Origin of the sequence: Kitasatospora sp. NPDC093679 (assembly GCF_040683455.1) — a bacterium.
Classification (GTDB): Bacteria; Actinomycetota; Actinomycetes; order Streptomycetales; family Streptomycetaceae; genus Kitasatospora; species Kitasatospora arboriphila.
The window spans coordinates 106,392-130,115 of the sequence record NZ_JBFBDW010000006.1 but is presented as its reverse complement, the minus strand read 5'-3'; the positions used below and the strand labels follow the sequence as shown (position 1 = coordinate 130,115).

Genomic DNA, 23,724 nt, shown 5'->3' with positions numbered 1-23,724 from the left:
ACCCCCCGCTGCCGCCGACCCGAACGGATACCCCGCGCCGTGACCTCTGCCGCTGCCGCCTCCGCAGCCGGATTCGCCGGAACCAGCGCCCTCAACGCCCGCCGCCGGACGGCCGAACTCGCCGCCCTCGGCGACGCCCCGGACATCGACCTGCTGGTCGTCGGCGGCGGCATCACCGGCGTCGGCACCGCCCTCGACGCGGCCGCCCGCGGGCTGCGCACCGTGCTGGTCGAATCCCGCGACCTCGCCTTCGGCACCAGCCGCTGGAGCTCCAAGCTCGTCCACGGCGGCCTGCGCTACCTCGCCTCCGGCCGGATCGGGGTCGCCCGCGAGAGCGCCGTCGAGCGCGGCATCCTGATGACCCGCACCGCCCCGCACCTGGTGCGCGCCCTGCCGCAGCTCGTCCCGCTGCTGCCCTCCGTCGGCCGCGGGCAGGCCGCGCTCGTCCGGGCCGGCTTCCTGGCCGGCGACGCACTGCGGGCCGTGGCCGGCACGCCCGCCGCCGTGCTGCCCCGGGTCCGCAGGATCGGCGCCGAGGAGACCGTCCGGCTCGTCCCCGCCGTCCGCACCGCCGGGCTGTCCGGTGCGCTCGTCGCCCACGACGGCCAACTCGTCGACGACGCGCGGCTGGTGGTCGCCGTCGCCCGGACGGCCGCGCACCACGGCGCGACCGTCCTCACCCGGGTCCGCGCCGACCTGGTCACCGGCACCTCCGCCCGGCTCACCGACACGCTCACCGGCGAGACCCTCACCGTGACCGCCCGCGCCGTCGTCAACGCCGCCGGCGTCTGGGCGGGCGAGGTCGACGACGCCGTCCGGCTCCGGCCCAGTCGCGGCACCCACCTGGTGCTGGACGCCGCCGCCCTCGGCCACCCGCGCGCCGCCCTCACCGTGCCGGTGCCCGGCTCCACCAGCCGCTTCGTCTTCGCCCTGCCGCAGCAACTCGGCCGGGTCGCCGTCGGCCTCACCGACGAGGACGCCCCCGGACCGATCCCGGACGAGCCGCAGCCGACCGGAACCGAGATCGCCTTCCTGCTCGACACCGTGAACACCGCGCTGCAGACCGCCCTCACCCGCGAGGACGTCCGCGGCGCCTTCGCCGGCCTGCGTCCCCTCATCGACACCGGCGGCGGCGCCACCGCCGACCTCTCGCGCAAGCACGCCGTGCTCGACTCCCCGAACGGCGTCATCACCGTCGTCGGCGGCAAGCTGACCACCTACCGGCAGATGGCCGAGGACGCCGTCGACACCGCCGTCCGCCTCCGCGGACTCTCCGCCGGGCCCTGCCTCACCCGCCGACTGCCCCTGGTCGGCGCCCCCGGCCGCAGCGACAGCCGGCCCACCGCCGGCCTGCCCGCCCCCCTCGTGGCCCGCCACGGCGGCCTCGCCGCCGACGTCGCCGCCGCCGCGGTCCCCCGGCCCCTGGAGCCGGTGGCCGAAGGCCTCGACGTCACCCGCGCCGAGATCGCCTACGCCCTCACCCACGAAGGCGCCCTCGACACCGAGGACGTCCTGCACCGCCGCACCCGCATCGGCCTCGTCCCCGCCGACGCCGACCTGGCCCGTCCCGCGGTCGAGGAGATCGCGGCGGGCTGAGGCGCTATCACATCCATTGCCACCTTCGCCAAGTGCCGACGGCGCGGACCGTCCGGCCGCTAGCCTGACGGCCAGTCGAACGGGCGTGGGACACGTCCGGCTGTCGTGGGGGTGGGGTATGGAGATCGGTCTGGCGGATGCCGTGGACGCCGTGCGCAAGGAACTCCTGGAGGCGGCCTCAAGGGGAGCGGACCAGCCGCTCTCCTTCGAGGTCGGCCCGATCGAGATGGAGTTCGAGATCGAACTGCGCGCCGAGGCCAAGGCGGGCGGCAAGTTCAAGGCCTGGGTCGTCTCCGCCGAGACCGAGGCCGGGGTGTCCCGAGGCCGCACCCACCGGGTGGCGTTCACGCTGACCCCGCGCGGCACCGACTCGGCCAAGGTGAACATCGGGGACTGCGTCGCGTACAACGGCCCCCACGAGGACGACGTCGACTGACGCCGCCCACGGCAGGCCCGGGAGCCACCACGCCTCGACCGCCCGGCCCCGGCCCGCCGGAGTCCGCCTGAGCCCTGCGGACGGTCCAGGCACGCCGATTCACCGGGCGGTGACGAACACCCAAGGGGGAGCGGTGGACCGCGAGCGGCTGGTCGAGGTGCTCGGCGAGGACAACAGGGGCACGGGGTACCTGATCGGACCGCGCCTGGTCCTCACCTCGGCGCACGTCGTCGGCGAGGTCGGGACGACGGCGCGGATCCTGCAACCGGGCCGACGCCCCCGGTACCGGTCGACCGTGGTGTGGCGCGGTGATCCGGGTGGTGACACCGATGCGGCCCTGGTACGGGTGGAGCCCGCCGTGTGGCAGGGACCGGAGGGCACGGCCGAACCCTGGGGCCGACTGGCCACCATGCGACCCGGCCAGGAGGCCGAGACCTGGGGCGTCCCCTGGGTGGTCCAGGACGGCGGCAGCGCCGACCGCACCGAGCGTTTCACCGAAGCCATGCAGCTCAGGGGAACGATCAACCCGGGCAGCGGCTACGTGGGCGGACGCCACCTCCTCGCCCTCACCGACCACGCCGTGGCGCAGTGGTCCGGCACCGGAGTGCCCTGGGCGGGGCTCTCCGGCGCCGCAGTGGTGTGCAACGGACTGCTGATCGGCGTCGTGAAGGCGGACCTGGTGAGGTTCGGCCACACCGTGCTGGAGGTCGTCCCGGCCCACGTGCTGCACGCCGACGAGACCTTCCTGAAGGCCCTGGAGGCCCACGGGGCCGACTCCCGCACCCTCGGCCAGGCGGAGTTCGACCGACTGCGCCGTACCGACGTCCCCGCACCCTCGGACGGGTCGCTGCCGCCCGCCGCCCTGCTGCACGCGGGCCGGGAGGTGGTCGGCTTCCACGGTCGCGAGGAGATCCTCGAACGGCTCAGGCAGTGGTGCACGCCGGCCGGCTTCGGCGTCCGGCTGCTGCACGGGCCCGGCGGCCAGGGCAAGACGAGGCTCGCCGCCCGCCTTGCGGAAGCACTCCGGGCGGACGACCCCCGGTGGACGGTGCTGTGGCCGGACGCGACCGCTTCGCCGCAGGGCCTGGCAGGACTGCAGGACAGTACGAACCCCGTCCTGGTGGTGCTCGACTACGCCGAGGCGCGGCTCGACCAACTGTCCGGCCTGCTGAAGGCGGGTGGGCTCCACCGGGGCAACGTCCCGCTCAAGGTGATCCTGCTGGCCCGCACCGCCGGCGGCTGGTGGGAGAACGCGAAGTGGGCACGCGACGGTGCGCCCCTGCGCCCGGCACCCGTCGACGAACTCCCCGCGCTCGCCGCCGACGAGGCGACACGTGCCCTCCTGTACCGGCACGCGGTGACCGCCTTCGCAGGTCGCCTCTCCGACCCGGACGGCACGCCGGAGGGCAGGACCTGGAAGGCCCGGGCCGACCGGCTTCCCGCGCCCGCACCACGCAAGCTGGCCTCGGGCAACGTCCTGACCCTGCACATGACGGCCCTGGCCGACCTGCTGGACGAAGGCGTCGCGGACGGGGATCCCGCGCGGCACGACACCGAGGGGGACGCCGAGGACCGCATCCTCGAGCACGAGAGGCTCTACTGGGCCCAGGTCGAACGCGAGCGCCCGCTTCCGGACGGACTCGGCGGCGGGAGTGCACCGGCCGACGCACTGGCCACGGTCGCGCTGCTCGGCGGAGCCCCGTTGGGCGGGCGGGACCGGGAGGCCCTGCTGCGCCGCTCGCCCGTCCTCGCCGACCTCCGGGCACACGAGATCAGACAGGTCCGTGAATGGGTCGGGGCGGTCTACCCGGTGGCCGCCGAGGACCCCTGGGAGGTCCTGCAGCCCGACCGGCTGGCCGAGCGCTTCGTCGGGCGGCACGTCCTGTCCGACCCCGAGCTCGTCGACAGCCTGCTGGCCGAGGCGGAGCCCGGCCGGATGTCGGTCCGGGCGCTCACGGTGCTCGCCCGGGCCGCAGCCCATCCGCCACTGCTCGGTCGACTGGACGGGTTGATCACCGATCTGTGCACCCGCCACGCCGACAGCCTCGGGACGGCCACCATGGACGTGGCCACCCAGGTGGAGCGGCCGCAGCCGCTGGTGGACGCCCTGTGGATGCGTATCGAGGACCCGGCGACGCCGCTCGCCGAGCTCGCAGGTCTGGCTGACCGGCTGCCGCGCAGCTCGCGCGTCCTGGCGGACTGGGCGCTGCGGCTGATGGAGCGGGTGGTCGAGCTCCGGCGGGACGGTGGGACGGCCACGGTCCAGGAGCGGATCGACCTCGGGGTCGAGTACCGCCGCCTGGGCAAGCGGCTCGCGGACGTGGGCCGGCCGGCCGAGGCCCTCGCGGCCGCGGAACAGGCGGTGGAGTTGCTGCGGCCTCTGCTGGACAGCGATCCGGCGGCTGTCCGGTTCCACCTGGCTGCCGCGCTGAACAACCGTTCCCTGTGCCTGGCCACGCTGGGCAGGCGCGGTGAGGCCCTCGAACCGGCCGAGCGAGCGGTGGAGCAGTACCGGGTCGTCGTCGGTACCGAGCCTGTCCCGGAGGAGGCTCGTGGCCACCTGGTGCGTGCGCTGAGCAGTCTCTCGGCCGTGCAGAGCCAGCTCGGCCGCCACGAGGACGCGCTCGACACCGCCGTCGAGGCGGTGGAGGCCCAGCGGGAGCTGCTACCGGACGGCGGACCCGAGGCGGCGGTCGGACTCGTCTCGCAGCTCAACAACCTCTCCGTCCGTCACACCGAGGCGGGCGAGTACCGGGCGGCGTTCGAGGCGGCCGCCGAGGCGGTGGCGCTGTGCGAACCGGTCGCCGAGCAGTACCCGGACGCCTACCTGCCGGACCTGGACCTAGTGCTGGGCACGCTGTCCAGCTGCTACAGCGACCTGGGGGACCACGACCGGAGTCTGGAGCTGGCGCGCCGGTGCATTGCGCTCCGTGAGGACCTCTACCGGGAACGCCCCGACGCCCATCGGCGCAGCCTGGCCCTGGGGCTCAACTCACTGGCGACCGACCTCGGAACGGCGGGTCACGCCGTCGAGGCGGTCGCGGCGGCCGAGCGGTCGGTGCTGCTGTACCGCGAGCTGGCCGCGTCGCACGCGGACGGCAGCCGGGACGAACTGGCGATGGCCCTCAACACGCTGGCGAACCAGCGTGGTGACATCGACGACGACGGCGCGCTGGCCGCGGCCGAGGAGGCCTGCCACATCTACACCGACCTCGACGAGGATCTTCCCGGGGTGTTCGCGGCCGACCGAGCCATGAGCCTGGGCACCGTGGCGGGCTGCCTGACCGCGCTGGGACGGATCGACGAGGCGATCGAGCGCTCCTTCGAAGCCGTGACGATCTTCCGACGGCTCGCCGAGTCGAATCCGGCCCCGATTGCCAAGCACTTCGCATCCGCCCTGCACAACCTGCGCCTGCACCTGCAGGCCGCGGACCGTACTGACGAGGCCATGGACCTCATCGACGAGGCGCTCAGGACCTACGCAGATCCCGACGGCCCTCGGGCGGACGCCATGCGCCCGGTGACACTGAAGCTGCTGGTCGCGCGCACGATGTGCCTCCAGCCGACGGGCCGCTGGGACGAGGCCGTCGAGACGATGGGAAGGGCAGTGGAGGTCGCGAGGCGGGAGGCCGCTCTGCCCTCCGGGTCCGGGCCGGCCGAACTGGTCCAGCAGCTCCGGCTCTTCGGCGCGGTCGCCTTCAGAGCCGGCCGGTCCGGCGAAGCCGCGGACGCGTTGGTGGAGCGGGCCGAGATCCTGGGGCGGCTCGCTGTGGACGATCCGCAGCGGTACGACGGGGACCTCGCCGAGGGACTGGGGACCGCCAGGACCTTTCTCCATCTGGTGGACCGCTTCGACGAGGCCGAGGAAGCGGCTCGCCGGGCGGTCGAGGTCCGAGGAAGGCTTGCCGACCGGGGCGGTGCCGCCGAGCGGGTCCGGCTCGTCATGGAGTTGGCCGGACTGGCCGACATCATGACAGTGCGCGCGAGGACGTCCGAGGCGCTGGCGACACTCGACCTGGTGCAGCAGGAGGAGCAGAAGCTCTCGGCCGAGGAGGCAGCCGCCCACCGGGTGACGCTCGTGCAGGCCCACCGTCTGCGAGGCCAACTCCTGTACACCGTAGGGCGCCGGGACGAGGCACTCTCCTTCGCCAGGGAGTCGCTGGTCACCGCCGAAGAGCTCGCCGAGTCCGACCCGGACCGGACACCCACCCTCATGGGGGTCCTGCTCATGACAGGGTCCATGCTGGTTGAGGAGGAACAGCGCGACGAGGCACTGGCCTGCCTCCGGCGGGCGGTCGCCCTCTGCCGGCCCTACACGGAGGCTCCGGAGCCCCAGAACGAGATCCTCATGGCCAGCTGCCTCGGCGCTCTGGGCGCAGCGCTTGCACTCGAACCGGCCGATCCGCAGCAGGCGTTGGAGGCGACGGCCGAAGCACTGGCCATCGGCCGCAGGCTCCGGGCAGCGGATCCGGTGCGCGGGCGGTCCGGCCTGGCCCGCGCGGCGGCCCAGCACGGCACGCGCCTCGCTGAGGCCGGCCGTGCCGCGGAGGGCCTCCCGCTCGTCGAGGAGGCCCTGCTGCTGGCGCGGGAGTCGGCCGACGTCGACCGGCGCGTCAACCTGCCCGAACTCCTCGACGCACTCTGCTCCGCCGCCGATGTCCGGGCCCGAGTCGGCACGGATCCCACGAGTGCGTCGGCGGCGCTGGACGAGCTGACGGAACTCCTGGAACTCCTGCGGGAGGAACAGCCCGGTCTGGTGGAGCAGCTCACCGGCAGGACCGTCGAGATCCGCAAGCGTCTGCATGGCTGACCGCGGCGCACCGGGCGACGCCAGGACCGTCCCGCGGTACCGCGCCCGCCGTCCACTACGCTCCTGACCCGGTGTCAACCGGACGGGGGAGTGGCGGGTGCCGGCGTACGAGGAACTGGGCGAGGCGGAGCGGCGGCTGTGGGAGGCGTTCCCGCGGGGGGAGGAGCTCGACCTGCGGGGTGCGGCGGACACGGCCGTCCGGGCTGAGGTGGTGTCCGCGCTGCTGCTCGGCGGTGGGCCGGCCGCGGTGCGGGGGCGGGTCGGCGGGCTGCGGCTCGTCGGCGCCACCGTCACCGGGCAGCTGGACCTCACCGGGGCCGCCGTCGAGCTGCCGGTGCAGCTGCGGGACTGCACCTTCGAGCAGCGGGTGCTGCTGCGCGGGGCGACCGTGCGCTCGACCTCCTTCCTCGGCTGCCGGCTGCCCGGCCTGGACGGCTGGCTGCTGCGGGTGGACGGCAACCTGTTCTTCGAGGACTCGGTGATCGAGGGCCGGCTCACCCTCACCCGCGCCCACATCACCGGCGAACTCCGGCTCAGCGGCGTCCGGTTGACCGCATCGGAGCTGCTGGAGCCGGCGGGCCCGGGGGAGCTGCCCGCACCGGCCTGGTCGCTCTGGGCCGGCGGGCTGGTCATGGAGGGCGGCTGCTTCGCCCGGAAGGGATTCCGTTCCCGCGGCGGCCTGCGGCTGGTCGGCGCGAACTTCGGCGGCGGGCTGTTCATGGAAGGCGCGGGGATCGACAACCCCGGCGGCGAGGCCTTCTCCGGGGACGACCTCACCGCGTCCACCATGGTCCTCACGGACGGGTTCGAGGCGCACGGCGCACTGCGGCTGCCCGGGGCGACCGTCCGCAGCCGCCTGTCGCTGGACGGCGCCCGCCTGCACGGCGACGGCACCACCGCCCTGGACGCCACCCGTCTCACCGCCGGAGACCTGCACCTCACCCCGGCCGCCGTCCCCGGGGGCACGGTCGACCTGAGCGCCGCCCAGGTCGCCGTCCTGCACGACAACGCACCCGCGCGCAGTGCCGACACCCGGCTCGACGGACTCGTGTACACCTCCCTGCAGGGCGCCACCGGCCTCGACGACCGCCTCGCCTGGCTGGGCCGCACCCCCGGCTACACCCCGCAGCCGTACGAGCAGCTCGCGGCCTGGTACCGGCGGATCGGCCACGACGACGACGCCCGCCGGGTGCTGCTGGCCAAGCAGCGCCGCCGCCGGCGCACCCTCGGACCGCTCGGCCGGGTCTGGGGCCGGCTCCTCGACGCGACCGTGGGCTACGGCTACCGCCCGTGGCAGGCCGCGGTCTGGCTGGCGGCGCTGGTCGCGGCCGGCACCGCGGCGTTCAGCCACGGCTCGCCGACCGCCGTCCAGGCCGGGCAGGGGGCGCCGTTCAACCCGCTGATCTACACGATGGACCTGCTGATACCCATCGGAGGTTTCGGCCAGCGCACCGCCTGGTACTGGACGGGCCCGCACCAGTGGCTCGGCTACGCCCTGATCGCCGCCGGCTGGCTGCTCACCACCGCCACCCTGGCCGGCGTCACCCGCTCGCTGAACCGCAGTTGAGCACGGTGCCCGACCGACCGCACGGACCCGAAAGGCGGTTCCCGTGACCCTCCCGGCCGATGCCCTCCGCCGCGACGCGGACGGCACCCCGACCGCCCTGCGCGCCCCGCACGCCGACCTCACCCGCTGGCCCGCGGACATCGCCGCGTACCCCGGGCTGCGGCTGATCGACCTGGACGGCAACCGGCTCGCCGACCTGCCGCCGTCGGTCGCCGCCCTGCCCGCGCTGCACACCCTGCTGCTGTACGGCAACCGGATCGGCACCGTGCCGCCCGAACTCGGCGACGCGCCCGCCCTGCGCCACCTGAGCCTCGGCGGCAACGGCCTGACCGACGTCCCGGACAGCCTCTGGCGGCTGACCGGCCTGCACTCGCTGAACCTGGCCGAGAACGAGCTCACCGGCGTCCCCGACGGCATAGGGGCGTTCACCCGCCTGCGGATGCTCGACCTCGGGCACAACCACCTCGACCACGTCCCCGCGGCCGTCGGCGAACTGACCGGACTCACCGACTTCCTCTACCTCAGCGACAACGGGTTCACCGTCGTCCCCGAGAGCCTCGGCCGCCTCGACCGGCTCGCCTACCTCAACCTCACCGACAACCGGCTCGGCGCACTGCCGGCGTCGATCGGCGGGCTGGCGGGCCTGCGCGAACTGCGCCTCTACCGCAACCGGTTGACGGCGCTGCCGGACAGCATCGGCCGCCTGCCCGCGCTGCGCGAGCTGCACCTCGCCGACAACCGGCTCACCGAGCTGCCGGCCGCCGTCGGCGGACTGGCGGAACTGCGGGTGCTGGACCTGCGGAACAATCCGCTGCGGCGGCTGCCGGAGTCCGTGGCCGGCCTCACCCGGCTGCGGCACCTCGACCTGCGGGCCACCCGGATCACCGAGCTGCCCGCAGGGCTCGCCGCCCTGCCGGACCTGGAGAAGCTCGACCTGCGCTGGACGAAGCCGGAGGTCCTGCCGGACTGGCTGTCGGACCTCCGCGACCGCGGCTGCGCCGTGCTGCTCTGAACCCGGGCCCGTGCTCCCCGGCGCCGGCCTCCGGGCGGCGGTTCCGGCCGGGCCGCCGCAGAGTGGGTCAGGGCACCTGCGGTTCCGTCCGTCCGTCTCACCCCGGGAGTTCCCGATGTCCAGAGCGATCACCTTCTCCGAGTACGGCGCACCCGAGGTGCTGCGGCTGTCGGAGGTCGACCCGCCGGAGCCCGGACCGGGCCAGGTCCGGATCCGGGTCCGGGCCGCCTCCGTGAACCCGCTCGACCTGAAGATCCGCTCCGGACGGATGGCCGCCGTCGCCCCCGCGAGCTTCCCGGTGGTGCCCGGACTGGACGCGGCCGGTGTCGTCGACGCCGTCGGCGAGAACGCCGGCGCGGCGGTGGGGGACGAGGTCCTCGGCTCCACCGCCGGCGGCAGCTACGCCGAGTACGCCCTGCTGGACAGGCCGGTGGCCAAGCCCGAAGCCCTGTCCTGGGAGGCTGCCGCCTCGCTGGTCACCGTCGGCCGGACGGCGCACCGGGTGCTGGAGCAGCTGGGCGTGCAGGAGGGGCGGACCCTGCTCGTCCACGGCGCAGCCGGCAGCGTCGGGATCATCGCGGTGCAGCTGGCCGTCGCGCGCGGCATCACCGTGGTCGGCACCGCGGCGGAGCACGACCTGGAACGCGTCACCGCCCTGGGCGCCACCGCGGTCCGCTACGGCGAGGGCTGGGTGGACCGGGTGAGGGCCGCGGCCCCGCAGGGCGTCGACTTCGTGTTCGACGCCTCCGGCGCGGGCGTGCTGGCCGACTCCGTCGCCCTGACCGGGGACGCGGGCAGGGTCATCACCATCGCCGACCTGTCCGCCGCCGAGCACGGCGTCCGCTTCAGCGCGGGCACCTCCGGCCAGGGCGAGGAGTCGGTGCCCGAGCTGGCCCTCCTGGCCGCCCGGGGGAAGCTCGCCGTGCCGATCTGGCGGACGTACCCGCTGGCGGAGGCGGCCCGCGCCCACACCGACCTGGAGGCCCACCGCAACCGGGGCAAGGCCGTCCTCCTGCCGTGACCCGCCCGCACCGGAGGAGCAGCCGCCGTCATCCCGTTCCAGGTGACCTCGGCGGCGGCCTGACGCGGCACCGGCGTGGACCCGTGGTGAATCCCGGGCAGCCGCACCTGTCAGGACCGGCGCGGAACCCGGCCGTTCCGGTGTCACTCCTGGTGCGGCCGGCCGCGCGGCGCGGACCGGCGATGCGCCCGGGGCAACTGCCGGACGCGGTGGCCGAGGCCCGGCATCCCCGCCGACGCGGACCTGCTGGAGCGGCTGCCGGCCGACCCGGAACCGCAGGGCGCCGACGACGCGGCGGCCGGGCCGGTGCTGCCGCGGGACCGGATGGAGCGCATCCTCGTCGCGGCCGGACTCCGACGGCGACTCCGCCGGACGCCGTCACCTCCGGCAGGCGCCGGCCGGCGGGTGCTGCCGACCTGCTCGTTCGTCCGTTGCCACCCCCGCCTGGATCCGACCGAACGGTCGGAAAGTCTGAAGCGGAACCCGACCCACCCTGCGCGCAGGTCGGATGATCGTACTTGCCGTGCGAACTTTTGACGGGTCGGCAACTGCTCCGTGTCGGAACTAGGCAGGCCGGGCGGTGTCGATGGCCGCGATCCGGCCCGGGTTGTGCGCGTCCGGGCGTTGCGACGTGCGTGAATCGGCGGCAGGGGCGCGCGGATCCGTCATGGCTCCCCTCATCGGCCACTGGTGCCCCATCCGTACACCGCGCGCCGGTCCGACGCGCCTTACGGGAAGTCCGCGCAGCCATCAGAATTCCCGATGAGATTTGATACCGGCGCGAAGGTTTTATTTCATGGGAGGCGAGGCACTCAGCCCACGCCCTCTCCCGGGTGCTCCGATACCCCTCTGGAGTGCACACCCATGACCCCAGCCAGCAGCACCGCCCTCGGGCCGGAAGCCGTCCCGCAGGCCGCGTCGGAGCTCGGCCCCCCGGAGCCGAGCGCCACCCCGCTCGCCGACGCCGTCCTGCGCGTCGCCAGACGCGACATCGCGTCCTTCCACGCGCTGCCGCTCTCGCACGGCCGGTCCATCCTCAACTCCCGGACCAAGGCCGTGTACGAGGCCCTGTTCGGGCAGGCGCAGCTGGCCGCCGACGTGTCCTACAGCGGCACCATGCTCGACTCGTTCTTCCGCCCGCACGGCCCGCTGCGCGAGGCCCAGCGGCTCGCCGCCCGGACCTTCGGCGCCGACACCACGCTCTTCCTCTCGGCCGGCACCTCGACCGCCAACCGGGTCGCGCTCGCCGCCCTCACCCGCCCCGGCGGCCGGGTGCTCGCCGACCGCAGCTGCCACCAGTCCGTGCACTTCGCCCTCGGCTCGCTGACCGTCGACGTCGAGTACGCCCCCATGCGGCGCTGCTGCGACACCTGCCCGCGCACCTTCGCCGACCTGCCGGTGCTGCTCCGCAGCTTCGCCGAGGCCGCCGCCGAGGGACGCCCCTTCGACACCGTCGTGCTCTCCGCGGTCTCCTACGACGGCGTCCGCTACGACCTGCCGACGCTGCTCGCCGAGATGTCCAGGATCCACCCGACCGTCAACGTCCTGGTCGACGAGGCATGGGGCGCCATCCACCGCTTCCACCCGCAGCTGCGCCCGCTCACCGCCCTCGCCGCCGTCGAGCAGCTGCGGGCCGACGACCCGTCACTGCCCATGACGGTCGCCGTCACGCACTCCGCGCACAAGTCGATGTCCGCGCTGCGGCAGGGCTCGTACCTGCACCTCGTGGGCGATCGGGAGGCGCAGGAGCGCACCGCGCAGGCGCTCTTCCAGCACCACACGACCTCGCCGAGCTTCCCGGTGCTGGCCAGTCTCGACCTCGCCCGGCTGCAGGCGGAGCACGAGGGCGAGGCACTGCTGGAGCGGTCGCTGATGCTCGCCCGCACCCTGCGGACCGAGATCGCCACCGACCCGCGGCTCTCCGCCTACCGCACCCTCGGCCCCGAGGGCCACCTCACCGACCCGGCGACGCTCGTCTCCGACGACCCCACCCGCGTCCTGGTCGACATCCGCGCCCTCGGCATCACCGCCGCCGACTTCCGCCGCATCCTGTTCGACGAGTACGCCCTGTACGTGGCCCGGGAGAGCGGCGGCGCCGTCCTCTTCCACGTCCACATCGGCGTCGACGAGGGCACCCTGCTGCGGCTGCTGGAGGCGCTGCGGGTCATCCAGCGCACCTACCGCACCACCTCCGCCGCCCTCCACGAGGACAGTGCCGACCACTTCATCATCGCCTACCCGCCCGGGATCCCCATCACCGTGCCCGGCGAGAAGCTCTGCGACGCGACCCGCGCCGAGATCCGGGCGCTGCGCGCCAGCGGCAGCGAGATCTACACCCTCTACCAGCCGCAACCCGCCGCCGCCCCGGCCCCCGAGACGGCGTCCGCCACCACCGCAGCATCGGAGTAACGCATGATCAAGCTCGACGACATCCGCAAGCACGCCGCCCGGCGCCCCGACCACGTGGCCGTGGTGGACCGCGACTTCCGCCTCACCTGGACCGAACTCGCCGAGCAGGTCGCCCGGGTGGCCACCGGCCTGGCCGACCACCTGCCCGCCGAGCGCCCCGCCCGCGCCGCCTTCATGTCCTGCAACAGCTGGGAGCTGGTGGTCGTGATGGCCGCCTGCGCGACCCTCGGCGTGCCCTGCATAGGCCTCGACTACACGACCACCCCCGAGGCCACCGCCGGCGCCCTGGAGCAGCTGCAGCCGACCGTGCTCATCAGCACCCCGCTGCGCCGCCCGCTGCTGGAGCAGTCCGGCTGGCCGGGCGCGCGCGACGTCCTGAGCATCCACCTGGCAGGCCCGGAGAACGACGACTACGACACCGGCCCGGCCGCCCCCGGCGCGGTCTGCTTCCAGGCGCTCGCCGCCTACGAGCCGGCCCCGACCACCCCGGTCGAGCAGCCGTTCACCGCCTTCTCCTTCACCTCCGGCACCAGCGGCATCCCCAAGCTGGTGATCCGCAACTCCTCGTTCGAGGCGCGCCGGCTCTCCGACCTGGTGGACCAGTACTCCTTCGACGAGGACGACGTCCACATGGTCACCGTCCCGCTGTACCACTCCTCCGGCCCCGGCTGGGCCCGGATCTTCCTCTCGCTCGGCGGCTCGGTCGTGCTCAGCCCGTACGAGGACGCCGAGAAGATGGCCGAGCTGATCGTCGCCGAGGGCGTCTCCACCACCCTGATGGTGCCCCCGGTGCTCAACCGGCTCGTCTCCCACCCGGCCTCCGAGCACCTGCACAGGACGTCCCGGCTGCGCTTCCTGCTCTCCGGCGGCCGCCACCTCAACCGCTGGGTCATCAACCAGACCTGGGACCGCCTCGGCCCCGTCCTGCACCTGTACTACGGCACCACCGAGACCGGCCTCAACACCATGATCGGCCCCGAGGAGCTGCACGTCGCCCCGGCCCGCTCCGGCCGTCCGATGCCCGGCAGCACCATCCTCGTCCTCGACCCGGAGCACCGCCCGCTGCCGAAGGGTCAGCTCGGCCGGATCGCCATCGCCAGCTACCAGCTGATGGACAGCTACGCCTCCGCCGAGCCCGACTTCCTGATGATCGAGCACGCCGGCCGCACCCAGAAGTACCTGCTCACCGGCGACAGCGGCGTCATGGACGAGGGCGGCCGGATCGAGCTCAGCGCCCGCAACGACGGCGTCACCAAGGCCGAGGGCCGGCACCCGCTGGACGTCAACATCTTCGCCCTCGAGGACGAGCTCACCGGGCTCCCGTGCGTCCGGGAGACCGCCGTCCTCAAGGTCGACCTCCCCGACGAGGGCCCGACGCTGGTCGCGGCCTTCGCCCCCGTCTCCCCCGAGCGCGAGGCGAGCGGCTCCCGTGCCGTCCTCGCCGCGTGCCTGCGCCGCGCACCGCAGCTGCCCGCGCGCGTCGTGACCGTCCCCGAGATCCCGTACAGCCCGACCGGCAAGGTGCGCACCGCGCAGCTGCTGTCGACCGTCCTCGACCTGATCGGGCAGGAGAACGCGGCCTCGGCGGCCGACCGCATGGAGCTGGCGACGGCATGACCGCCGTCCTGCGTGCCGCCCCACCTCACCCCGACTCCCTGACAGGAGAACTGTGAACGACCAGAAGAAGTACGCCCGAGGGGTCCTGCTGTGCCTCGCGGCCACGCTCTCGTGGGGGGCCATGTTCCCCCTCATGGACGTGACGCTGAAGTACATCGACCCCTTCACCTTCACCTGCCTGCGCTACGGGATCGCCGGCCTGATCTTCGTGGTCGTCCTGCGCGCCCGGGAGGGCGTCGCCGGACTGCGCCTCAAGGGCGAGCGGGTCGGCCTCGCCTGGCTCTTCGGCACCGCCGGATTCGCCGGCTTCCAGTTCCTGGTCTTCTTCGGCCAGGACCTGATCGGCGAGCAGGGCGCGCTGATCGCCTCGATCATGATGGCCACCATGCCGATGATGGGCTTCCTGGTGAACTGGGTGCTGCGCAAGGTCGTGCCGCCCAAGTGGTCCTTCGCCTTCATCGGGCTGTCCTTCGTCGGCGTCATCCTCGTCGTCACCAAGGGCGACATCGCCGCGCTCTTCAACACCCCGCAGAACTACGGCGCCGACGCCCTGCTGCTCTTCGCCGCGCTCTGCTGGGTGATCTACACCTCCGGCGCGACCTACTTCCCGAGCTGGTCGCCCATCAAGTACACGACCGTCACCACCGTGCTGGGCCTCGGCAGCGCCGTGGTCATCACCGCGGTGCTGCTCGCCACCGGCGCCGTCGCGGTGCCGACCGGCCACGCGGTCGTCACGATCCTGCCCGAACTCGCCTACATGAGCCTGATCGCCGGCTTCGGCGGCGTGCTCGCCTGGAACATCGGCAACCGCAACCTCGGCCCGCTGAACGGCGTGCTGTTCATGGACGTCGTCCCGATCACCGCCTTCACCATCTCCGCGCTGACCGGTGTGATCCCGGCCGGCATGCAGGTGGTCGGCGCGCTGTTCACCGCGTCCGCCCTCGTCCTCAACAACCTCTACCTGCGGCGCCGGGCCGCGGCCGCGGCGCCCGCCCCGGCCGCGGTCCCGGCTGCCGCGGCGTCCGCGCCGGCCGAGCGCAGTCCGGCCGGGCAGTCGGCGGGCGTCGGCCGCTGAGACGTACCGGAGCTCCACCCGGGCACCGTCCCCCGCAGGCCATCGCGGCCCGCGGCGGGCGGTGCCCGTCAGCCGTCCCCGGACGCGGCACCCCCGGCGGGGTCCGCGTCCGCGGGGTCCGCACCACCCGCACCACCCGGACCCCGCCGGCACCACCCGCACCACCCGGACCGTACGACCAGGCGCGACCAGGCACGACCAGGACCGCACCACCCGGACCGAGCAGCCGGTCCGCACCGAGGAGTCGCCCCATGCCCGACCTCACCGCTCCCGACCCCACCACGCAGGACCCCACCACGCAGGACCTCACCGCCCTCGCCCCGGCCGCCCTCGACCCCGCCGAACTGATCGGCCGTCACACCTTCGACGAGGTCTGGGGGATCCTCGTCGACGGCAGACCCTGGCCCGGACTCGGCCCGGGCGAGCCGCTCACCCTGCCCGTCCGCCACGGCGACGTCCGGGTGGACACCCAGAACTCACTCGCCGGCCTCGGCCCCGCCTGGGGACTCGGGCCGCTGCACGACATCGGCGACGAACAGGCCCGGGAGGACCTCGAACGCGCCACCATCGCCACCCACACCTTCGTCGCCCAGTCCGTCCGCGGCCTGCACCTGCCCGCCGTGCCCCACTGGGCGATCGAGGCCGGCGGCAGCGCCGCCGAACGCTTCCTGCTGCGCTGGCGCGGCACCGCCGAACCGCAGCACGTCCGCGCCGTCGACGCGTACTGGTGCTCCGTCGCCGTCCACCCCGTCGACACCGCCACCACCACGGCCCGGCTGATCGCCTCCACCGGCGCGGACGTCGCCACCTGCCTGTCCACCGCGGTCGCCGCGATGGCCGGGCCCCGCCACCGGGCCGTCCCGGCCGCCGTGCTCCGGCTGGTCGCCGAGGCCGAACACGGTGCGGACGTCCGGGCGGTGGCGCGGGCCGCACTGGTCGACGGGGAGGCACTGCCGCTGTTCGCAGCACCGGCCGCCGGTCCGGCCGCCCGGCGGGCCCGGGCCCTGCGTGCCGCCGCGGTGCGGACGGCCGCCCCGCGCTACGAGGCCGCCGCCCGGCTGGAGGAGGCCGCCGCCGAGCTGCTCGCCGAGGTCGGCGCAGCCCCGGCCACGACCGCGGCCGGCCCCGAGTACTGGGCCGCCGTCCTGCTCGACTCCGCCGACGTCCCCGTCCACCTCTTCACCGCCCTGGCCATCTGCGGCCGCACCGCCGACTGGTCCGCCCACATCCTCGACCAGAAACGCACCCGCCGCCCCGTCCCGGCCGCCGCCTGACGGCCCGTCGGGTTCGACCGGGCGACGGGACGGGAGGAAAACCGATTGCCCCGGGCGGAGGACGGCCGACATGATCGCCTGCATGTGTGACCACGACCGGAAGGGCGGCCGCCGCCCGTCCCGATGACCGCCGCCGTGCCGCAGCCCCGAGGGTCGGCGGCACCGCATGCGACGCGCCGTCGTGCTCCACGTCCCGCCGCAAGGCCCAGCCCGGCGGGACGTGGGTGCCCGCCCGCCCACTCCGGAGCAGACTCATGACCACCGAACTCGCCAAGGCCCGGGACCTCCTCGACTCGGGCGATCCGCAGGGCGCCATGCGCACCCTCCGGCACGCCGCCGACTCGCTGGCGCCCGCCGACTGCGCACCGCTCGTCCGCCGGCTCGCCGAGGGCGCCGGATTCGAGGACCTCGCCGAGGCGTCGGCCGCCGTCGCCGCCCACGCCGACCGGCCGGACGCGCTCTACGCCTACGGCTACGCCTGCATCGAGCGCGGGGCGTCCGACCTCGCCGTGCCCGCCCTGCGGGAGGCGCTGCGGCTGGCCCTGGCGCCGCGCCGCGGCGGCCTGTTCCGCCGCGCGCCCGAGACGCGGACCGCTCCGCAGCAGATCCTGCTGGAACTCGCCGTCGCGCTGGAGGACGAGCAGCGGCACGCTGCCGCCGTCGAGCTGCTGACCGAGCACGACGGTCTGCTGACCGACTGGCCGGGCCGCTACCTGCTGGTCCACAACGCCCTGATGGACGGCCGGCTCGACACCGCGGGCCGGGTGTTCGCCGGCCTCGGCGAGCCCTCGGAGACCTGGCGCCCGGCGGCGGACCGCGTCCGCCGTGTGCTGCGCCGCTCCGCGGACGCCACCCCGGCCGACCGCCGCGACCTGCGCGGCTGGCACTACACGCTGACCGGCGGCCTGCTGGCCACCCTCTCGCCGTACGGCTTCGCCGACGGCATGACCGGCCGCTGGGCCTTCTACCAGGACGGCTTCGACGCCTGCCGCCGCGGCCTCGACCGGCTGGCGGTGGTGCTGGAGGCGACCGGGCGGCGGCCGGCCTCGGTGGCGCTGCTGCCCGACCGCGGCAGCCGGGCCCTCGGCCTCGCCGCCGCCCACCTGCTCGGCCTGCCCGCCGCCCCCTACCGGCCGGGCACCCCAGACACCCTGGTGGTGGCGTACGACCTGAACGCGTGCGAGCCGGAGGTGCTGTCGGCGCTGCGCGACCGGGCCGACGGCGAGGTGCTGTTCGAGCACGCCACCTGCTGGACGGACACCCCGGCGGTCTCGGCGGACGTCTGCACCCTGCTGGTGCAGCACGTCGTCGCGCCCTGGGAGCCGTCGCTGCGGATCGGCGACTCGGGCGAACCCGAGCGCACCCCGGCGGACGACCGGACGGCCGAGGAGCTCGCCGAGGAGATCTGCGCCGCCGAGCCCGAGCCCGACGAGGGCGACGGTGCCACCCCGGCCGACCCGGACGAGCTGCTCGCGGCCTTCGCCGCCCGGGTCCGGGGGAGTTGGCTGACCGGCCCGCGCGACCGGGTGCGGTCGGCGGGCCCGGTGCCCAGCTCGAAGTTCGCCTGAACCGGCGGGGCGGGTCGGACGGCCGACCCGCCCCGGCCGCGTGCTGCCCGGGTCAGCAGACCTTCTCGGCGGCCCGTGCCCCGGGCCGTTCACCGGCGATGGCGCCGGCCGTGGCCGTGGCCGCGGTCGTGTCGGTGGTGGCGGCCGGTGCGGCCGGGCCGTGGCCGTGGCGGGTGCGCAGCAGCCACCAGCCGGTGGCCGCGGCGACCAGCAGCAGGGCGCCGGAGAGCCAGGCCGCCACGTTGACGCCGTGCACGAAGGCGAGCTGCGCGTCGTCGAGCAGGCGGGCGCCGAGCGGGCCGGGAAGGGCGGCCGCGGTCTCGACCGCGCCGCCGATCGACTCGCGGGCCTGCTCGCCCGCGGCGGCGTCCACCCCGGCCGGGACGGTCACCGCACCGGCGTAGATCGCGGTGACCACCGAGCCGACCAGCGCGATGCCGAGCGCGGTGCCCAGCTCGTAGGCGGTCTCCGAGACGGCGGAGGCCGCGCCGGACTTCTCCGCCGGGGCGGCGCCGAGCACCAGGTCGGAGGAGAGGGTGTAGACGACGCCCTCGGCCGTGCCGACGGCCAGGAAGGACGCGCCGAGCAGCAGATAGGTGCTGTCGCGGTGCATCAGGCCCAGGACGGCGATGCCCGCGCCCATGGCGAGCAGACCGGCCGTCAGGGTGGCACGGGTGCCGAACCGGCGGGCCGCGCGGACGGTCAGCAGACCGCCGACCACGGCGCCGGCGAAGGCCGGGAGTTCCGCGATGCCGGCCGACAGCGGGGACAGCCCGCGGACCAGCTGCAGGTACTGCGACATGAAGAAGATCACGCCGGAAAGCCCGATCAGCGAGGTCAGGGTGGCGACCACGGCCGCGGTGAACCGGCGATCGGCGAACAGCCGGACATCGAGCAGCGGGGTCTCCAGCCGCAGCTGCCGGCGGACGAAGAGGACCAGCGCGGTGGCACCGACGACGAACGCGGCGGGCACCGTCCAGTGCTCGAACGGGCCGTGCGCCGCGGCCTCCTTGACCGCGTAGACGACGCCGATCACACCGGCCATCGACAGGGCGACGCTCGCGACGTCCCAGCGGCCCGGCCGCGGGTCGCGGGACTCCGGCAGCAGCCAGGCGCCGAACGCCAGCAGCAGGACCAGCACCGGCAGGTTGAGCAGGAAGACCGAGCCCCACCAGAAGTGCTCCAGCAGCAGGCCGCCGACCAGCGGGCCGAGCGCCGCGCCCGCGGTGGCGCCCGCGCCCCAGATCCCGATCGCGGTGGCCCGCTCCCGGGCGTCCGGGAAGAGCGCGCGGATCAGCGACAGGGTGGACGGCATGATGGTGGCACCCGCCACGCCGAGCAGGGCGCGGGCCAGGATCAGCCAGCCGGCGCTCGGCGCGTAGGCGGCGAGCAGCGAGGCCGCGCCGAAGGCGGTGGAGCCGAGCAGCAGCAGCCGCTTGCGGCCGATCCGGTCGCTGAGCGCGCCCATGCTGACGAGCAGTCCGGCGAGGACAAAGGAGTACGCGTCGCCGATCCACAGCAGCTGGGTGCCGCTCGGGCGGAGTGTCTCGCTGATCGACGGGATGGCGAGGGAGAGGACGGTCGCGTCGAGGGCGACCAGGGTGACGGCCAGGACGAGTACGCCCAGGCCGGCCCAGCGGTGCTGCGCACGGGCCTGGACGTGGGTGCCGGTCATGAGGGTTCCGATCTCCTGAGGGCTCCGCCGAGGAACAGCTCGGTGAGCGAGTACGCGCCGTCGCGGGGGGCCAGACGTCCGTCCTGGACGGCCCAGCCGACGCCGGCGACGAGGTCGAAGAAGGCTTCGCTGAGCCAGCCGGCCGCGAGTTCGATCCGGAAGACGCCCTGCTGCTGGCCGCGGAGGAAGAGCGCGCGGACGCGGGCGTCCTGCGCCTCCCACAGGTCGTTGATCTCGGGGTCGTCGTAGAGCTGGTTCTCGCCGGCGAGGAAGGCGCAGAGTGCGGCGTCGGGGACGACGGCGTCGACCAGTCGGCGCAGGGCGGTGTCCGCCGGTCCGTCCTCGATCACGGCGGTGTCGCAGGCGTCCGCGAACTTCCGCAGGCTGAGCATGCCGACCTCGCGGATCAGCGCTTCGCGGCCCGGGAAGATCCGGTGCAGCGTGGCACGGCTGATCCCGGCGGCGCGGGCGATCTCGTCGAGGTGGGCGGTGGGGCGGCGGGAGAGCACGCCCACGGCTGCCTCGAGGACGGAGTCGCGATCGGTGGCCATGAGTCGAGTGTAGAGCATGTGAGACATGAATGTCTCAAACGGGAGCGCAGAATCCTGGCTGAGACGGGGTCGTGCCGTGATGCACCCGTTTCCGGGCAACGGAAAACCGGGGACGGCGGGTGCCGCCCCCGGTCGGGGAGGGGTGGATCAGCTCTGGTTGTAGAAGCCGCCGCTGTCGAGCGGGCGGTCGATCACCGTCACCTCGACGTCCGGCGGGGTGAGCAGGAAGACCCGGCGGGCGATCCGCTCGATGCCGCCCCGGGTGCCGAAGACCAGGCCGGAGGCGAAGTCGATCATGCGCTTCGCCTCGGGGTCCTCCATCTCGCTCAGGTCCATCACGACCGGCGTGCCGGTGCGCAGGTGCTCGCCGACGGTGCGGGCCGCCTCGAAGCCGGTCGGCTTCAGCGACACGATCTTCGCCGCGGGCGCCGGAACGGACGGCAGGGTGTCCTCGGTGTCCCACGCGTCTTCGTACGCCGCAGCGGGGTAGTTGCCGGAGGGCATCAGCCACCCGTTGTGGTGCTCGTCGCGAAGTGCTCCCATTGCCGCGCCTCCCTCTCCCGACCCGTACGCGCCCCCCGTGGGCGTGTCTTTTTGACACGTCATCCACTTGTTGGAACTGTCCGAGTATCGCACTGATCACCGGTTCGGTGCCCGCACGCGACCGCCGTCCGGGTCGTGGCGCGCCCGATCGCCGGGTGATCCCGACAACCGGTGCGACGCCGCAGGTCGCCGGACGGTTCCGCGTGTAGACCATATGGGGAGGCAGCTTCGGGAAGTTGACGATCCGTCAACGAAGCTGTAACGGCGTCAGCCCCTGCTCACTCCCCGGTGGCGCCGTCGATCCGCTCGCGGATCAGATCGGCGTGTCCGTTGTGCCGCGCGTACTCCTCGATCATGTGGACGAGGATCCAGCGCAGCGTGACCTCCTCGCCGCGGCGCGGCCGCTTGCCCACCGTCTCCGGCGGCAGCCCGGCGGCGGCCGCCCGGGCCAGCTCGACCTGGGTGCGGTAGGTCGCGAAGTCGGCCTCCACGTCGGCGGTGTCGACCTGGTTGAAGTCGCCGTCCTCGTCGTCCTTGGTCCAGAAGATGCCCTCCTCGAACTCCTGGCCCTGGAGGACGGAGAGGAACCAGTACCGCTCCACCTCGGCCATGTGCCGGACGAGGCCGAGCAGGCTGAGCGAGGACGGCGGCACCGAGCGCTCGCGGAGCCGGTCGTGGCCGAGGCCCTCGGTCTTCAGCAGCAGGGTGGCGCGGTGGTAGTCCAGCCAGGCGGTGAGCATGGAGGTCTCGTCGGCGGCGAGGGGCGGATCGATGCGTTCGGTCGTCATGCCGGACATCCTGAGGCAGCGTCGGGAGCGGCTGCCACCGATTATCGGGCGTGTCGCGCCCGGCACCCGGTCCGCGGCACGTCGGCGCGCCGCGGGCCCCGGCCGGCCCGCCGGCGGAGTGCTCCGCGGATCAGCCCGCGGCGGCCGCCCGGCGGGCGCGGAGCAGCGAGACGCCGCTCACCGCCGTCATCAGCACGACCGCCCCGGTGGACAGCAGGAAGGCCGGGGAGGTCGGCGAGGAGGCGCTCGCACCGGCCACCACGGAGGCCGCGGTGCCCGGAAGCACCCCGAGGGCGGTCGCCGCGAGGTAGGGCGCCGGGCGCACACCGGAGAGCGCGCAGGCGTAGTTGGCGGGCTGGAACGGCACGCCCGGCACCAGTCGCAGCAGCAGCACGCTGCGGAAGCCCTGCTCGGTCAGTCGCCGGTCGACCGCGGCCGCCGCCCGGGCGCGCAGCAGCGGGCGCAGCGCGTCCCGGCCGAGGGTGCGGCCGAGCCAGAACGCCGCGGCCGCGCCCAGGGTCGTCCCGGCGACCGCGAGCGGCAGGCCCACCGCGGTGCCCAGCAGCAGCCCGGCGGCCGCGTTGAGCGCAGGCTTCGGGACGAAGGCCAGCGTGCCCAGGGTGTACACCGCCAGTGCGATCGGCAGCCGCCAGGGCCCGTGCCCGCCGCCCAGCGCGTCGACCGGGCTCCACAGCAGCAGCGAGGCGGCCGCCGCCGCGAGCACCAGCACCAGCAGCACCGGCCGCAGTCGGCCGGCCCGGCGGTCCCGTTCGGCTTCCTGTTCGTCCTGCTGCACGTCCTGTGCGGCTGCCGGCCCTGCGCCGCTCATGCCGGAACGCCCGTGAGGGCCGGTGCGCCCGCGGCCGCGCGCAGCTCCTTGAGCCGGCGGATGTCCTGGCCGTGCCGGGCGCCCTCGACCCGGTCGGGGTCGTGCCGGCCGTCCGGGGTCTCGATGATCAGCGGGACACCGGCGGTGTCCGGGTGGGCGAGCAGTTCGCCGAAGGCGTCCGCCCCGATGTGACCCGCCCCGATGTTGGCGTGCCGGTCCTTGCGGGCGCCGAGCACGTCCTGGGAGTCGTTGGCGTGGACGAGCTTGAGCCGGCCCGGTCCGACCGCATCCGTCAGCTCGGCCAGCATGGCCGCCGTCCCGCCCGGGGCGGCCAGGTCGTGCCCGGCGGCGAAGGCGTGGCAGGTGTCCAGACAGACCCCGACCAGCGGGTGGCCGTCCAACGCGTCGGTGTAGTCGGCGAGGTCGGACATCCGCCCGCACAGCGAACTGCCCTGGCCGGCGGTCGGCTCCAGCAGCAGCTGCGGGGCACCGACGCCGAACGCCCCGAGTTCGTCCAGCAACGGCAGGACGTGCGAGCGGACGTGCGCGAGCGCCGCGGAGCGCGGGCCGCAGAGCGCCGAACCGGTGTGCACCACCACGCCCAGGGCGCCGATCGCGTGCGCACGGTGCAGCGAGTGCCGCAGCGACCCGGCCGAGCGCTCCCGGGTGACGGCCGACTCCGACCCGAAGTTGATCAGGTAGGGGGCGTGCACGTACGCCGGGATGCCGAGCTCGGCGCAGGCCGTGCGGAAGTCCTCGTCGTGCCGCGGATTGCCCGGCGGGGTGGCCCAGCCGCGCGGGTTGGCGACGAAGACCTGCACGGCCTCCGCGCCGACCCGGGCCGCGTACGCCAGCCCGGTGCCGACCAGCCCGCGGCCCGCCACCGGCACGTGGGCGCCGACCGGATTGCGCTGCGCGGGGACGGCGACGGGGAGGTCCATGGCGGCGAGCAT

The 23,724-nt window shown here is 74.5% G+C and carries 17 protein-coding genes; 11 read left to right on the top strand and 6 right to left on the bottom strand.

Annotated elements, in window-relative coordinates:
• Window positions 1-39: 39 nt before the first annotated feature.
• From AB0O09_RS07810 to AB0O09_RS07760, 11 genes are all read left to right on the top strand, one after another.
• Complete coding sequence (locus AB0O09_RS07810; RefSeq protein ID WP_363540677.1) at window positions 40-1,596, top strand: glycerol-3-phosphate dehydrogenase/oxidase; 1,557 nt, start codon at window positions 40-42, stop codon at window positions 1,594-1,596.
• Between the two features lie 118 nt (window positions 1,597-1,714).
• Window positions 1,715-2,032, top strand: coding sequence for a trypco2 family protein (locus AB0O09_RS07805; RefSeq protein ID WP_363540676.1), 318 nt, complete (start codon window positions 1,715-1,717; stop codon window positions 2,030-2,032).
• 109 nt (window positions 2,033-2,141) lie between these two features.
• A complete protein-coding gene (locus AB0O09_RS07800) occupies window positions 2,142-6,842 on the top strand; it encodes a tetratricopeptide repeat protein (protein ID WP_363540675.1) in 4,701 nt (1,566 codons plus the stop codon).
• Between the two features lie 97 nt (window positions 6,843-6,939).
• Window positions 6,940-8,409, top strand: coding sequence for an oxidoreductase (locus AB0O09_RS07795; RefSeq protein WP_363540674.1), 1,470 nt, complete (start codon window positions 6,940-6,942; stop codon window positions 8,407-8,409).
• 43 nt (window positions 8,410-8,452) lie between these two features.
• Entirely contained in the window at window positions 8,453-9,421 is a 969-nt protein-coding gene (locus AB0O09_RS07790; RefSeq protein ID WP_363540673.1) for a leucine-rich repeat domain-containing protein, read from the top strand.
• Between the two features lie 115 nt (window positions 9,422-9,536).
• Complete coding sequence (locus AB0O09_RS07785) at window positions 9,537-10,442, top strand: NADP-dependent oxidoreductase (protein WP_363540672.1); 906 nt, start codon at window positions 9,537-9,539, stop codon at window positions 10,440-10,442.
• A gap of 864 nt (window positions 10,443-11,306) precedes the next feature.
• The gene (locus tag AB0O09_RS07780) at window positions 11,307-12,851 is read left to right on the top strand and encodes an arginine decarboxylase (protein ID WP_363540671.1); all 1,545 of its coding nucleotides are present in this window, start codon (window positions 11,307-11,309) and stop codon (window positions 12,849-12,851) included.
• Between the two features lie 3 nt (window positions 12,852-12,854).
• Window positions 12,855-14,468 carry a class I adenylate-forming enzyme family protein gene (locus AB0O09_RS07775; protein ID WP_363540670.1) on the top strand — a complete coding sequence of 538 codons (1,614 nt, stop codon included), beginning with the start codon at window positions 12,855-12,857 and terminating at the stop codon, window positions 14,466-14,468.
• Between the two features lie 52 nt (window positions 14,469-14,520).
• Window positions 14,521-15,543, top strand: a complete 1,023-nt coding sequence (locus AB0O09_RS07770; RefSeq protein WP_363540669.1) for a DMT family transporter — start codon at window positions 14,521-14,523, stop codon at window positions 15,541-15,543.
• Window positions 15,544-15,794: 251 nt separating this feature from the next.
• Complete coding sequence (locus tag AB0O09_RS07765; protein ID WP_363540668.1) at window positions 15,795-16,817, top strand: citrate/2-methylcitrate synthase; 1,023 nt, start codon at window positions 15,795-15,797, stop codon at window positions 16,815-16,817.
• Between the two features lie 254 nt (window positions 16,818-17,071).
• Window positions 17,072-18,385, top strand: a complete 1,314-nt coding sequence (locus AB0O09_RS07760) for a hypothetical protein (protein WP_363540667.1) — start codon at window positions 17,072-17,074, stop codon at window positions 18,383-18,385.
• 52 nt (window positions 18,386-18,437) lie between these two features.
• Here AB0O09_RS07760 and AB0O09_RS07755 read toward each other — a convergent pair whose 3' ends face one another.
• The 6 genes from AB0O09_RS07755 to AB0O09_RS07730 all read right to left on the bottom strand — a co-directional run bounded on the left by AB0O09_RS07755 (window position 18,438) and on the right by AB0O09_RS07730 (window position 23,712).
• Window positions 18,438-20,060, bottom strand: a complete 1,623-nt coding sequence (locus AB0O09_RS07755; RefSeq protein ID WP_363540666.1) for an MFS transporter — start codon at window positions 20,058-20,060, stop codon at window positions 18,438-18,440.
• Window positions 20,057-20,611: a helix-turn-helix domain-containing protein gene (locus AB0O09_RS07750; protein WP_363540665.1), complete on the bottom strand. Its 555-nt coding sequence runs from the start codon at window positions 20,609-20,611 to the stop codon at window positions 20,057-20,059. Before AB0O09_RS07750 ends, AB0O09_RS07755 begins: the two co-directional genes overlap by 4 nt.
• A 147-nt stretch (window positions 20,612-20,758) precedes the next feature.
• A complete protein-coding gene (locus tag AB0O09_RS07745) occupies window positions 20,759-21,154 on the bottom strand; it encodes a cell division protein SepF (RefSeq protein ID WP_363540664.1) in 396 nt (131 codons plus the stop codon).
• A 278-nt stretch (window positions 21,155-21,432) separates the two neighbouring features.
• On the bottom strand, window positions 21,433-21,942 hold the full coding sequence (locus AB0O09_RS07740; RefSeq protein ID WP_363540663.1) for a DinB family protein: 510 nt from the start codon (window positions 21,940-21,942) through the stop codon (window positions 21,433-21,435).
• A 130-nt stretch (window positions 21,943-22,072) separates the two neighbouring features.
• A complete protein-coding gene (locus AB0O09_RS07735) occupies window positions 22,073-22,771 on the bottom strand; it encodes a VTT domain-containing protein (RefSeq protein ID WP_363540662.1) in 699 nt (232 codons plus the stop codon).
• Window positions 22,768-23,712: a deoxyribonuclease IV gene (locus AB0O09_RS07730; protein WP_363540661.1), complete on the bottom strand. Its 945-nt coding sequence runs from the start codon at window positions 23,710-23,712 to the stop codon at window positions 22,768-22,770. Before AB0O09_RS07730 ends, AB0O09_RS07735 begins: the two co-directional genes overlap by 4 nt.
• Window positions 23,713-23,724 lie beyond the last annotated feature (12 nt).

Bases quoted from the DNA above. Each gene is read 5' to 3' on its own strand.
- AB0O09_RS07730 (WP_363540661.1), bottom strand. From the start codon at position 23,712: ATGGACCTCCCCGTCGCCGTCCCCGCGCAGCGCAATCCGGTCGGCGCC.
- AB0O09_RS07805 (WP_363540676.1), top strand. From the start codon at position 1,715: ATGGAGATCGGTCTGGCGGATGCCGTGGACGCCGTGCGCAAGGAACTC.
- AB0O09_RS07750 (WP_363540665.1), bottom strand. From the start codon at position 20,611: ATGGCCACCGATCGCGACTCCGTCCTCGAGGCAGCCGTGGGCGTGCTC.
- AB0O09_RS07785 (WP_363540672.1), top strand. From the start codon at position 9,537: ATGTCCAGAGCGATCACCTTCTCCGAGTACGGCGCACCCGAGGTGCTG.
- AB0O09_RS07760 (WP_363540667.1), top strand. From the start codon at position 17,072: ATGACCACCGAACTCGCCAAGGCCCGGGACCTCCTCGACTCGGGCGAT.
- AB0O09_RS07745 (WP_363540664.1), bottom strand. From the start codon at position 21,154: ATGGGAGCACTTCGCGACGAGCACCACAACGGGTGGCTGATGCCCTCC.
- AB0O09_RS07755 (WP_363540666.1), bottom strand. From the start codon at position 20,060: ATGACCGGCACCCACGTCCAGGCCCGTGCGCAGCACCGCTGGGCCGGC.
- AB0O09_RS07740 (WP_363540663.1), bottom strand. From the start codon at position 21,942: ATGACGACCGAACGCATCGATCCGCCCCTCGCCGCCGACGAGACCTCC.
- AB0O09_RS07765 (WP_363540668.1), top strand. From the start codon at position 15,795: ATGCCCGACCTCACCGCTCCCGACCCCACCACGCAGGACCCCACCACG.
- AB0O09_RS07780 (WP_363540671.1), top strand. From the start codon at position 11,307: ATGACCCCAGCCAGCAGCACCGCCCTCGGGCCGGAAGCCGTCCCGCAG.
- AB0O09_RS07775 (WP_363540670.1), top strand. From the start codon at position 12,855: ATGATCAAGCTCGACGACATCCGCAAGCACGCCGCCCGGCGCCCCGAC.
- AB0O09_RS07735 (WP_363540662.1), bottom strand. From the start codon at position 22,771: ATGAGCGGCGCAGGGCCGGCAGCCGCACAGGACGTGCAGCAGGACGAA.